9 protein-coding genes are annotated in these 12,658 nt (G+C 67.0%); 8 read left to right on the top strand and 1 reads right to left on the bottom strand.

Features of this window, described 5'->3' with window-relative positions:
- The 8 genes from QZ149_RS04515 (at nt 1) to QZ149_RS04480 (ending at nt 12,301) form a co-directional block, all read left to right on the top strand.
- Nucleotides 1-684, top strand: coding sequence for an ABC transporter ATP-binding protein (locus tag QZ149_RS04515; RefSeq protein ID WP_291450079.1), 684 nt, complete (start codon nt 1-3; stop codon nt 682-684).
- Between the two features lie 323 nt (nt 685-1,007).
- On the top strand, nt 1,008-4,280 hold the full coding sequence (locus tag QZ149_RS04510) for a DNA polymerase III subunit gamma and tau (RefSeq protein ID WP_291450078.1): 3,273 nt from the start codon (nt 1,008-1,010) through the stop codon (nt 4,278-4,280).
- Between the two features lies 1 nt (nt 4,281).
- A complete protein-coding gene (gene recR, locus QZ149_RS04505) occupies nt 4,282-4,875 on the top strand; it encodes a recombination mediator RecR (protein WP_009648776.1) in 594 nt (197 codons plus the stop codon).
- A gap of 195 nt (nt 4,876-5,070) precedes the next feature.
- Nucleotides 5,071-5,781 carry a response regulator transcription factor gene (locus QZ149_RS04500; RefSeq protein WP_291450077.1) on the top strand — a complete coding sequence of 237 codons (711 nt, stop codon included), beginning with the start codon at nt 5,071-5,073 and terminating at the stop codon, nt 5,779-5,781.
- Nucleotides 5,778-7,406: a HAMP domain-containing sensor histidine kinase gene (locus QZ149_RS04495; RefSeq protein ID WP_291450076.1), complete on the top strand. Its 1,629-nt coding sequence runs from the start codon at nt 5,778-5,780 to the stop codon at nt 7,404-7,406. Before QZ149_RS04500 ends, QZ149_RS04495 begins: the two co-directional genes overlap by 4 nt.
- Before the next feature lie 271 nt (nt 7,407-7,677).
- Complete coding sequence (locus QZ149_RS04490; protein WP_291450075.1) at nt 7,678-8,994, top strand: aspartate kinase; 1,317 nt, start codon at nt 7,678-7,680, stop codon at nt 8,992-8,994.
- Between the two features lie 145 nt (nt 8,995-9,139).
- Nucleotides 9,140-10,186 (top strand): aspartate-semialdehyde dehydrogenase, encoded by a 1,047-nt coding sequence (locus tag QZ149_RS04485; protein ID WP_291450074.1) that lies wholly within the window; start codon nt 9,140-9,142, stop codon nt 10,184-10,186.
- A gap of 1,587 nt (nt 10,187-11,773) precedes the next feature.
- A complete protein-coding gene (locus tag QZ149_RS04480) occupies nt 11,774-12,301 on the top strand; it encodes a hypothetical protein (RefSeq protein WP_291450073.1) in 528 nt (175 codons plus the stop codon).
- 120 nt (nt 12,302-12,421) lie between these two features.
- Here QZ149_RS04480 and QZ149_RS04475 read toward each other — a convergent pair.
- Nucleotides 12,422-12,658: hypothetical protein (locus tag QZ149_RS04475; RefSeq protein WP_291450072.1), on the bottom strand; the 237-nt coding region annotated here is incomplete at its 5' end.

The following is a 12,658-nucleotide window of genomic DNA, read 5'->3' as shown; positions in this document are numbered from 1 at the left end:
ATGCTCATTGAAGCGACCTCCCTCACGAAGGATTTCCCCCGTGCCCGCAAGGGGAGCCGTGTCTTTACTGCGGTGGCACCGCTCGACCTTGCGCTGGAGGCGGGGCAGTTGACCGTCATCACCGGGCATTCGGGCAGCGGTAAGAGCACGCTGCTGTCCATGCTCGCGGGCATGCTCCCGCCCACGGCCGGCACGGTTCGGCTGGGGGAAGCGGACCTGTACGCGATGCGCGACGAGGAACGCTCGCGCTTGCGTAACGAGCGCATCGGTCTGATCCCGCAGGGGCACACGGCGCTGCGCAGCTTGAGCGTGCTCGAGAACGTGCTGCTGCCTTCCGTGCTTTATGCCAAGGCCGAGCCACCGCGGGTGCGCGCCGAGGAACTCTTGGGTGCCGTGGGGCTGTCCGATCTGGCGGACGCACGCCCCAATGAGTTGTCCGGCGGCGAGCTGCGCCGCGTCGCCGTGGCCCGCGCGCTCCTCATGAACCCGAGCATCGTCCTGGCCGACGAGCCGACGGCCGGCCTGGATGCCGAGAACGCGACCACCGTCCTACGCCTCCTGCGCGAGGCAGCCGATGGGGGAGCAGCCGTCCTGATCGTCACCCATGAACCCGAGGCACGCCGCTACGCGGACCGCACCTTCGCGATGGACGGCGGTCACCTCTCCTCGGAGCAGGCCTCGTAGGGGACGAGGCCGTGGTCGCTTCAGTGTTCCTGTGCCCTGCGGGCCTACATTGTTAGTGTCGAGGTTCCAGCCGGCGCACTGGCCATCGGCGCCAAGCGCCGCCGCGAACGCCGGGACGGCTAACGGGTACCACGACTGACACCAGGTAACCCCAGGCAGGGGCGCGAGACCACCACGGTCCCGCGCCCCTGCCACATCTCTCCCACCACACCACACACCGATCGCAGGGGAGCGCATACTCAGCGACGGACTCGTCGCTGAGGGCGGCTGTGGAACGCGCGGCGCGGGACGCAGACGGCGGTGGGACCAACTAGGCTTGGAGGGTGACCACAGCACTGTATCGCCGGTATCGCCCCGACACCTTCGACCAGGTGATCGGGCAGGAGCACGTGACGGAGCCTCTGAAGGCGGCGCTGCGCGCGAATCGCGTCACGCACGCGTACCTGTTCTCGGGGCCGCGCGGATGCGGCAAGACAACGTCCGCGCGCATCCTGGCGCGCTGTCTGAACTGTGCGCAGGGTCCCACGGATACCCCGTGCGGTCAGTGCGAATCCTGCCGCGAGCTGGCCACCGGCGGCCCCGGTTCGCTCGACGTCGTCGAGATCGACGCGGCCTCGCACGGCGGCGTCGATGACGCGCGTGACCTGCGCGAGCGCGCCACCTTCGCGCCGGTGCGCGACCGCTACAAGATCTTCATCATCGACGAGGCCCACATGGTCACGAACCAGGGCTTCAACGCGTTGCTCAAGCTCGTCGAGGAGCCGCCCGAGCACGTCAAGTTTGTTTTCGCGACGACGGAACCCGAGCGCGTCATCGGCACGATCCGCTCGCGCACCCACCACTACCCGTTCCGCTTGGTCCCGCCGGACGTCCTCGGCCCGTATCTGACGACCCTGTGCGCCGAGGAACACATCAGCGTGGGAGAGGGTGTCCTGACCCTCGTCATGCGTGCGGGCGGCGGCTCGGTGAGAGACACCCTCTCGGTGCTCGATCAGCTGATGGCCGGCGCGATCGACGGCCAGGTCACCTACCAGACAGCGGTGGCGCTGCTCGGGTACACGGATTCCGCGCTGCTCGACCAGTCCGTCGACGCCCTCGCGGGTGGTGACGGCGCTGCGGCCTTCCGTGTCGTCGAGCGCATGGTCGAGTCCGGCCACGACCCGCGCCGCTTCGTTGAGGACCTCCTCCAGCGCCTGCGCGACCTGCTCATCATCGCAGTCGCCGGCGACGGCGCGCGTGATGTCCTGGCCGACACTCCGCAGGACCAGTTCGAGCGCATGCAGCGACAGGCCCAGAATTGGGGGCCGCACGGCCTCTCCCGCGCCGCGGACCTGACCGACGAGGCCCTGCGCGCCACGACGGGCGCGACCTCACCCCGACTCCAGCTCGAGCTCCTCGTGGGGCGTATCCTCGTGCCCGCACCCACCGCCGCACCCGCACCGGGTCCCGTCCAGGGTATGGTCGGAATGACCGGTGGGGGAGCGCCGCGCCAGGTGTCCTCCGTTTCGTCGTCCGAGGCCTCCTCGGGTCGTTTCGGCGCTCGCGAGGCACGCGAGGCCCTGGCTCGTAAGAAGCAGGAGCGCGCCGAGGCCTCGGCCCCCGCCGCGCAGACGCCCGCGTCGCCTGCCTCGTCCGCACCCGCGCCCCAGGGGATGCCCGCGTGGGGGAGCGGCCCCGATTGGGGTTCCGCGAGTCCTGCGCCTCGTTCGTCCGAGGCCTCTCAGGAACCCGCGCAGCACGCGCCGGGGGAGCGACTCTCAGGGGGGCGCGGCGAGCGCCCCGTAGGTGATCGAGCTGAGCACCCCGCGAACGAGCGGTCCGCTCGCGAGCGCGGCGAGCGGTCCTCAAGCGACCAGCACGAGTGGGGTCGCAGCGAGCGCTACGATCAGCAGGGTGGCGCACGCCAGGGCGAACGCGCTCCGGCGCAGCATTCGGGCGGCCAGGCGACGCGCCAGCAGGGCCGTCCTGAGGTCCCCGAAGGCCGCGAGGCCCCCGCGCAGCGCCCCGCCCAGCCGCGACCCGACGCGCGCAGTCACGAACCGGTGCGCCGGGAAGCTCACGACCAGGAGCGAGCGAACCGCGACACTTCGGCCTCCCTGACCCCCGGAGGCCGCGAGGCCGACATGCTGCGCGGACGATGGAACGAGGTCGTCGAACGACTGTCCTCGATCAGCCGCGTCACCTGGTCGATGGTCGGCGGCAACGCGCAGCTCGGAGCCGTGGATGGCTCCGCCGTGGTGCTGCTATTTCCCGTCGAGGCCATGGTTAACGCATTCTCGCGCGGCTCCCGCGCTGCTGACGTCGAGAAGGCCGTCCGCGAGGTCACCGGTCTGACCGTTACCGTGTCCGCGCAGGTGGGGCAGGCCTTGGGTGGCCCGGCAACGACGGGTCCGTCGGCGCAGGCATCGCGCTCGGGCGGTCAACCGCGTCAGCCCCAGCGCGGAGGATGGGTCTCGGAGCCGCCCCCTTTTGACGAGGCCGCCGCGCAGGCGGCATACCACGAGGACCCCGCGCCCGACAATGACGGCGGGTGGCCCGAACCCGCGCGAGCACCCGAACCTGCTCGCACGCACGAGCGCACGCCGGAACGTGCGCCGGAACGCACGCCGGAGGAGTCGGCCTGGCCGGCGACCGCGGCGGTGATCCCCCTGCGCCGAGAGACACCGCGCGCAGAAGAACAACACTGGCAGGACGCGCCCGACACGTTTGGTGAACCCGCCTCGTACGAGAGCGCGTCAACGCACGAGAAGCCTGCTGCGCCCGAGCGACCAGCGTTGCCCGAGAGAGCCGCCCGAGCCCTCGCCCAGGCGAGTGCGAAGGCCCCCACCCGCGACGAACACCCGAGTGCCACGACGACAGCACCGGTCGCGCCACGCAAGCACTCCTTCACGGTCTTCACCTACCCTGGCGACCCGGACCCCGCTGACGAAGCGTCGGTCGCACCCGCGCAGGCTGACAGCGCGGCCCCGGCCTCGTCCCCCGTCTTTGACGATGCGCCCATCGAGTCCGCTGCCTACGCGTCGGCCACGCCGACGGGGTGGGGCGACCCGGCTGCGACCCCCGGAGGCGCGCCCGTCTCCTTCGACGACGGCGCGGATCAGTGGACGCCGCCGGAGGAACCGACGCACAGCGCTACCCCGACCTCGCAAGACACTGCCCAACAGGAGGTATCCCCGCAGGAATGGGCGGCGCAGGGAGCCGACGCGTCAGGGTGGGCGTCGCAGGACTGGTCACCGCAGGCCCCGCAGGAACCCGCTGAGCAGGCCGCTGCCCCGCAGCCCCCCTCGTGGCTGGCAGCCGCGCCCGAGCCGATGCGCCCGGCTGCCCCGGATTCTCAGGTTGCCGACGCCGACGTGCCCGCCCAAGCGAGTCCCGGTAACCCCCTCACCGGCCGCGCCGCCGCCGAGGCCGCCCTGCGCGAGAAGGCCCAGTGCGAAGCCACCGTCGCCTCGACCCGCACTCACGCGGCCGACGACGACAGCGCCAGCATCGACGACGAAAACATTGAACACTCGCAGACGATCGGCCTGGCTGCGGTCCTGGAGATCCTCGGCGGACGGGTCATCGAAGAGAAGATGACCGAGGGAGGATACTGACATGTACGACGGTGCCCTGGCCGACCTCATCGACCAGTTCGGACAACTGCCCGGCATCGGCCCGAAGTCCGCGCAGCGCATGGCCATGCACGTCCTGGACGCGGAGCCCGATGAGGTCGCGCGCCTCGTTGACGCGATCAACGCCGTGCGCGGGCGCGTGCGCCACTGCGACATATGCGGCAATCTCACGGAAGAGGACCAGTGCTCCATCTGCCGCGACGCGCGCCGCGACCCTAGCGCGATCTGCGTCGTCCAGGAACCGAAGGACATCCAGGCGATCGAGGGAGCACGCGTCTTCCGCGGGCGCTACCACGTCCTCGGAGGCGTCATCGACCCGATCCACGGGGTGGGGCCGGACCAGCTGAACATCGCCTCGCTCATGAGCCGCCTCGCCGACGGGACGGTCACCGAGGTCATCCTGGCGACCAACCCGAACGTCGAGGGCGAGGCGACGGCCGCCTACCTCGCGCGCATGCTCTCCACGATGGGCGTCGAGACCTCGCGCCTGGCGATGGGCCTGCCCATGGGCGGCGACCTGGAGTACGCGGACTCGGTGACGCTGGGCCGCGCGCTTGAGGGGCGTCGCCGCCTCTGATCCGTTGTCGACGAGGCCGGAGCTGCCTCACGCTCACGCCGCGCGCAGGGGGGAGCAGTCTCCCGGGCGACGGAGCGCAGCGCAGCGATGCCCGTGACCTGCCCTGTTTGTCGCCTCCCAGGCCGTGTGTTCTGCTCACGGTGACGCACGTGTGACACAATCGTAGGTACCGCGCTGCGAGAAGACGAGGAGGCCATGATGGTGACCCAGGCGAATGGCGGGGTGCCCCGTGTGCTCGTTGTTGACGACGAGGCGATGCTGGCGGACTTGCTCGCGCAGGCCCTGCGGCACGAGGGTTGGGAGACGGCCACGGCTAAGGACGGGCTGGATGCGCTGGCGAAGGCGTCGAGCTTCCACCCGGACATCGTGATCCTGGACGTACAGATGCCGCGCATGGACGGACTGGAGACGCTGGCGCGTCTGCGCGCTCGTGATCCGGAGCTGCCGGTCCTCTTCCTCACTGCGCGTGACGCGGTCGCTGATCGCGTGCAGGGGTTGCGCGCTGGCGCGGACGACTACGTGACGAAGCCCTTCGACTTGGACGAGGTGGCTGCCCGCGTGGAGGCCCTGCTGCGCCGCGCGGGACGCACCCAGCAGACGGTGTCAGCGGTGCTGCAGGTCGCGGACTTGACCCTGGATGTGGACTCCCATGACGTGCGTCGCGGCGGGGAAGAGATCACGTTAACGAACACTGAGTTCGAATTGCTCCGGTATCTGATGGAAAACGTTGGAATTGTCCTATCGAAGCAGAAGATCCTGGATGCCGTGTGGAGCTACGACTTCGGCGGCCAGGTGAACGTCGTCGAACTCTACATCTCCTACCTGCGTAAGAAGATTGACGCGGATCGCCCGGCCCTCATTCGCACGGTTCGAGGTGCCGGCTACATCCTGCGGGAACCCCAGTGACGAGGCGTCCTTCCTTGGCCGGGCGGCTGTCGCGCGCGCTTGCTGCGTGCGTCGCGCTCGCGCTCATTGTCATGGTGGCGGCGTCCACGCTGGTCATGCGCTCCTGGATGCTGGCCAATATGGACTCCGAACTGCATCGTCTCTCGCAGCGCGCCGGTGAGCGCCTGGCCGTCGAGGATGCGCCGGACGACGAGGTGGATACGGACGATGATTCCGACGATGATTCCGACGAGGAATCCGACGACGATTCCGACGATGACGGTGCCCGCACGACCCTGCAGTCGAGCGGCCATGCTCCTCGTCCCGGCGGGCCGCTAGTTCCTGGTGGGCCTAAGGGACACGGGTTCGGCGGCGCCGGCATCGCCGAGGGCACCCTTCAGTACGTGAGCGAGGACGGCGAGGCGGCCGGCGCGGTCGTTTCGAACTTTTCGGTGACCTACCTGAATGCGCCGGCTCTGGCGATTCTGGCTGCTGTCCCCGCGGATGGGGGTATGCACACCGTGCGCCTGAAGGGAATGGGAACGTTCCGTGTGACCGCGCGCGTGGTCGAGGGGAAGACCGTGCTCGTCGGCATCCCGATGGACAGCATTGATGATGTGGTCTTGATGCTCGTCGGGGTTGAGATAGGTCTGTCCCTCGTCGTCGCGATTGCGGCTGGGTTCGCAGGGCGCGCGTGGGTGCGCCGCGAGCTGCGCCCGCTCGGCGTCGTGCGTGCGGCGGCTGCGGATATCGCGAGCCGTGACCTCGCCGATGAATCGGGAAACTTGACGCGGGTCGGCGAGGAAACGACCGCCGGCCCCGTCGAGGTCGCGGATGTCGCGGGTGCCCTCAACTCGATGATCGACGCCGTCGAGGACGGTATGGAACGCCGCGCCCGCAGCGAGGCGAAGCTCCGTCAGTTCGTCGCCGACGCCTCGCATGAGCTGCGCACGCCGCTCGCGTCGGTTCAGGGATACGCGCAGCTCGCGCGCCGCGATATTGGCGAGGCCTCCCGCACTCAGGCGCTCGAGCGCATCTCTTCGGAGGGGGCGCGCATGGCCTCCCTCGTGGAGGAGATGCTGACGCTCGCTCGACTGGACGGCAACCGAGCTCTCACGTGTGATCGCGTCGACGTCATCCCCGTGATTCTGGACGCTCTGTCCGACGCGCACGTGGTCGCCCCCGACCATGCGTGGGAGCTCGGGGAAGCCGTGGGTGCCCCGGTCCTCGGCGACGAGTCCGCCCTGCGTCAGATCCTCACGAACCTCCTGGCCAACGCTCGTGTTCACACGCCCGCGGGCACGCGCGTCGTCGTCTCTGTCCTTCGGAGCAGGGACGAGGCCGTGGCCGCCTCCGCTGCTCCCCGCGGCCCCGCGAAGGGGCGGGGGAGCGCGACGGGTGCCCAGGCCTCGTCGATGATCACGATCCGCGTGGCAGACGATGGACCCGGCATCCCGGCTGACATTCGCGACCGCGTGTTCGACCGTTTCGTGCGCGGCGACTCCTCGCGCACGCGCGACGGGCGCGGCTCGTCGGGTTTGGGCATGTCGATTGTCGAGTCCTTGGCGCGCGCCATGGGCGGGTCGGTGCGGCTGGTTGACAGTGAAAAGGGAACTGTCATCGACGTGACACTGCCCGCGGCGTAAAGTGAGTGCGAATGGGTGTGTACCGTCCGGCGTGCCCCGGCCTCGTGCCGCTTTCTAAAGACTCGCCAGACGGAATCGAGCCGCCTGACTGGCCCCGACCTCGTCCGTTGTGTGTGCCCGCTCGCAGTCGCGCGTTCAATGTCACCCCCGTTTACCCGTTCATATACCGGAAGTTCCCAGCGGGATCGCGCGAGCGCCGTAGGATTGACACGGTGGCGTGTGCCGCCCGAATACGTGCAGACCTGCATATACCGATAGAAATGAGGGTCCAGTGGCACTGATCGTGCAAAAGTACGGCGGTTCTTCCGTCGCCGACACCGAAGCCATGAAGCGTGTCGCCCAGCGCATCGTGGACACGCACAACGCGGGACACCGCGTCGTCGTGGTCGTATCGGCCATGGGCGACACGACGGACGACCTGCTCGACTCGGCGGCCGCCCTCACCGACAACCCGCCCGAGCGTGAAATGGACATCCTCCTGTCCGCAGGCGAGCGCATCTCCATGGCGCTGCTGGCCATGGCCGTCAACGAACTGGGCGTTGAAGCCCGCGCCTACACCGGCGCGCAGGCCGGCATTAAAACCGACAGCCACTTCGGTGCCGCCCAGATCATCGGCATGGTTCCCGAGCGCGTCGCCCGCGCCGTCAAGGACGGCCAGGTCGCCATCGTCGCCGGATTCCAAGGCATCTCCAAGGACGACGACGTGACAACGCTCGGCCGCGGCGGCTCCGACACGACCGCCGTCGCCCTCGCCGCAGCCCTCCACGCCGACGTGTGCGAAATCTACACGGACGTCGACGGCCTCTTCTCCGCCGACCCGCGCATCGTCCCCAAGGCCCACCGCCTGCGCACCCTCACCCAGGAAGAAACCCTGGAAATGGCCGCGCACGGTGCCAAGATCCTCCACCTGCGGGCCGTCGAATTCGCCCGCCGCTACGGGGTCCCCCTCCACGTGCGTTCCTCGTTCTCTGAAAAGAACGGCACCTGGATCTCCGACGCCCCCGCAAACCCCGAACTCAAGGGCCTCGTGCCCGACGCCGCCCTGAAGTCCCCAGAGGAAAACGCCATGGAAAAGCCCGTCATCTCCGGCATCGCTCACGACCGCTCGCAGGACAAGATCACCGTCACCGACGTGCCGAACAGCCCCGGCGTCGCCGCCCGCGTCTTCGCTGTCGTCGCCGAGGTCGGTGCCAACATCGATATGATCGTCCAGAATCTGCCGATTTCCGACCCCACGAAGGCCAACATCACCTTCACCCTGCCCGAAGGCGACGCACAGAAGGCCCTCGACGCCCTCGAGGCCCACCGCGACGAAATCGGCTTCAACGAGCTGCGCTACAACCCCAACATCGGCAAGCTCAGCCTCGTCGGCGTCGGCATGCGCACCAACCCCGGCGTCTCCGCGCGCCTCTTTTCCGCCCTGTCCGACGCGGGCATCAACATCGACCTGATCTCCACCTCCGAGATCCGCATCTCCGTCGTCACCCGCCTCGATGACCTCGACCGCGCCGTCAAGGCAGTCCACACCGCCTTCGGCCTCGACGCCTCCGAAACCGAGGCCGTCGTCTACGGCGGCACTGGCCGCTGATCGTTCATCGACGAGGCCCGGGCCGGCTCCGCTGTTTCTGCGCGGTTCCGGCGCTCCCGGTGAGTGTGGTCGGCCTCGTCCCCATAGATTTCACCCAGCGTTCGCCCCGTCGTATGGGCGCGCGCACCAACACAAGGAGAACACCATGAGTGGTTTCAATGTCGCCGTCGTCGGTGCCACCGGCCAGGTCGGCCGAGTCATGCGCACCCTGCTGGAGGAGCGGGGTTTCCCGGTCGAGACGATTCGTTTCTTCTCGTCCGCTCGCTCGGCGGGCACGACCCTGCCGTGGAAGGGACAGGACATCGTCGTCGAAGATGTGGCGACCGCCGACTACTCGGGCATTGACATCGCCGTGTTCTCCGCGGGTGCCACTGCCTCGCGCGAGTATGCCCCCAAGTTCGCGGCCGCCGGCGCGGTCGTCGTCGACAACTCCTCCGCATGGCGCAAGGACCCCGAGGTCCCGCTCGTCGTCTCCGAGGTCAACCCCGACGACGTCGACAACCGCCCCAAGGGCATCATCGCGAACCCCAACTGCACGACCATGGCCGCCATGCCCGTCCTCAAGCCCCTCGTCGAGGCCGCCGGCGGCATCAAGCGCCTCTTCGTGTCCTCCTACCAGGCCGTCTCCGGGTCAGGCCGCGCCGGCGTCGCCGAGCTGACCGGCCAGATCGAAGCCGGCGTCAAGCAGGACCTTCCGGGCCTCGCCCTCGACGGCCGCGCCGTCACCCTGCCCGAACCCAACGTGTACGTCGCGCCCATCGCCTTCGACGTCGTGCCGCTCGCCGGCTCCATTGTCGACGACGGCTCCGAAGAGACCGACGAGGAGCAGAAGCTGCGCAACGAGTCGCGTCGCATCCTGCACACCCCCGACCTGGCCGTGTCCGGCACCTGCGTGCGCGTCCCCGTCTACACGGGCCACACCCTGACCATTCACGCCGAGTTCGCCGGCGACATCACGCCCGACCAGGCACGCGCCTTGCTGGCCGACGCTCCCGGCGTGCGCGTCGTCGACGTCCCCACCCCGCTCGAGGCCGCCGGCCGCGACGAGGTCCTCGTGGGCCGCATCCGCCAGGATCAGGCGGTTGACGGCAAGCGCGGCCTCATCCTGGTCGTCTCCGGCGACAACCTGCGCAAGGGCGCTGCCCTCAACGCGGTCCAGGTCGCCGAGGTCGTGGCTGCGCGACTGCGCTGAATGCTCGGCCTCTCGACTGTGTCGAGTGCCCCCAGCTCTCGACTGTGTGAACTAGTTGCGTGAACGCGCGGCGGCCCTGACGGGCTGCCGCGCGTTTGCGTTGCGTGGCTGCTTGTGGTGCCACTGGTGTTCCGGGTGCCGCGTGGTGTGCTGTCGGGCCGGGCTGCTGGTTGTGCCCGTGGGCGGCGGCCCGTCCGCTCGCCGTCCGCGCCGCGAGCTTCGCTCGGCGCGTCGCCTCGAAGCCCGGCCAGGCCCCGCCGCCGCCCACGGGCACCGCAGCCAGGCCCACCGGTCCCTCCGGTGCCCTTCGCACCAGTGGTGCCAGGTTGCTGATGTGCGGCTCGGCGTGTAGGCTCGAAGCCCGGCCAGGACCCGCCGCTACCGCGCAGGTGTCGCGTCCAGACCTCACTTGCCGCATTGCTGAGACCGCACCCAATTTCACACGTAGTTCCCCTGCGACTATTTCAAACATTTAATTCAGGTCGTTGGAATTGCAACGTTTTCTGACTTTGTTGGAACTTTGCTCAATCGAATTACGTGCGACTTTTCTGGGGGGGCTTGGCCCCACCGCCCTGACAATTTCGCATGCAATTCCCTCAGATGAGCTTCGTTGCGTGAAGCTGGATCGTTGGAATTCTACGGATTCTACGCTCTGTGGGGGTGTGCTGTGGTGGAATTGCATGCGGAATTGAGGAGTTCCCTTTTCCGTGGTCGAGCTTGTTGCTCAGGGGTATTGCACTACTTGGGTAGGCATTGCACTGCTTAGTTGCCAGTGCAATGTTGTGCTATCTGGTGCATTGGTGCCGTATCTAGTGCACTGCTTCGTCGTGATGAAACCGGTGACACCTTTGCGGGCCCGAGTGAGTGCAGGCTTGAAACCGGTGACACCTTTGCGCGGGGAAAATGCTGGTTTTTCGGGTGTTGAGGGCTCGCAATGGTGATGGCGGTTTCATTGGTCAGCTCGGGGAGGCGCGCAGTGGTGTCGTCGGTTTCAACAACTTGCTACCGAAGGAGAACATTGGTGCCGGCGGTTTCACGTGGACAATGTGAGTGCGTCGTAATGACCTTGACCGTTTTGATTTCGAGTAGTTGCCGTGCCGGGCGCGAAAAAGTTTGCCCTGCGCGCTCACAACACCCCAAATTCGGCGTTTTTGCGCTTGCTGGGCGAGTTTTTTCGCGGAAGTGCCGGTGTAGGGGCCGTGCTGGGCGAACTCTTTCGCGCCAACCGACATTGCGCCCGGTCTTGTAGGCGATGCGGCGCCCTCCAAGCCGGAAGTGGTGGGGGTTTGCGCTACATGAAGCCGTCGTACAGTGTGTCGCCGGCGTGTCGGACCCCCCGTGTAGTGCAATTCCCCCATCGGGTGGCGGTCAGGTCGCGACTCGAGGTGGTGCGGCACCCAAAGTGCAGACCACCTCGGAGAAAAGTGCTGAAAACGGGCCGTTGCGGGAGAGGTGGACTACGCCTTGAGCATGTGGCCTCTGACATGGCGCATATGCGCAGGTGTCCTGGCATTGAGTGAAGTATTCGGCTGGACACGCAATGTGCAGAGTCCGGTTTTATCCCCCGCCTAATTCTACAATGTAGCTGTGTTTGACAAACTTTTTTCGCGCTTCGTTCGGGCATCTAATGGCTCTGCTATCGGTCCGTGGAATCAACGTCGTGTTGGCAACTTTAGATTATGGATCGAAAATCGTGAGCACCTTCGTATTGACCACATAAAACATGGGCTCAAAGAAGAAACCTTGGCACAATGTAGTTTTCGTGTTTGCGGCAGCCAAGTTACCGTCACTCGATTGAAGGTTGCTCATTGTGCCCGTCGTGTTGGCTGGGGGACAGAGCTTATCCTCGAGCTGCGTCGGAGGTTTCCGGATCATCAGATTGGTGTCTCTGGGATTGAGATTGACCCTAACGGGATTGCGTTCTGGAAGAAGCTGTCTGATGAGGGTATCGTTGTGGCTAGTGAACTAGCTGATTGCGAGAAGGTGCTCGAAATGCACCGTCAGGCACCGGCATCTTTCTGTCAGGAAAGTTGGCAGCCTTCCGTTCGAGCAACCGATGCTGCGCGGATGCTGAAGGCTGAATATGATCGACTGTCGTCAGTAGCTCAGAGTTGAGTGCTTTTTGTCATCATGCGAGCCTGTGAGGCTCCGGATGAAAAAGATGCTTCTCGGGGTCTGGCTTCATAGTTGCCGCGTGAGGCTGGTGTGCCGGGCGTGTGCGCGGCAGTTCAGGGGTTATAGGACAAAACGTGTTGGTTGAGGGGTTAGTCCCAGGTGTTGTGGTAGGGGGGTGGTGTGGTGGAGTTCGTTGAAGCAGATTGCGTCGCCCCAGCCGGGGATGGTGCCGGTGGCTTGGTGGTTTTGCACGGCTTGTTGCCAGGCGTTTTCGAGGTATGTGTCGGTGGGCATGGTCGCCAGGATTGTCGCTGCTGGTTGCGGGTGGGCTGAGTGGGTGTAGCACCACCAGAACAC

The organism is Actinomyces sp. ICM47, from assembly GCF_905369875.1.
In the GTDB taxonomy this organism is placed as follows: domain Bacteria; phylum Actinomycetota; class Actinomycetes; order Actinomycetales; family Actinomycetaceae; genus Pauljensenia.
Note: the sequence above shows the minus strand (reverse complement) of the source record. Positions and strands in the feature narration are given on the sequence as shown.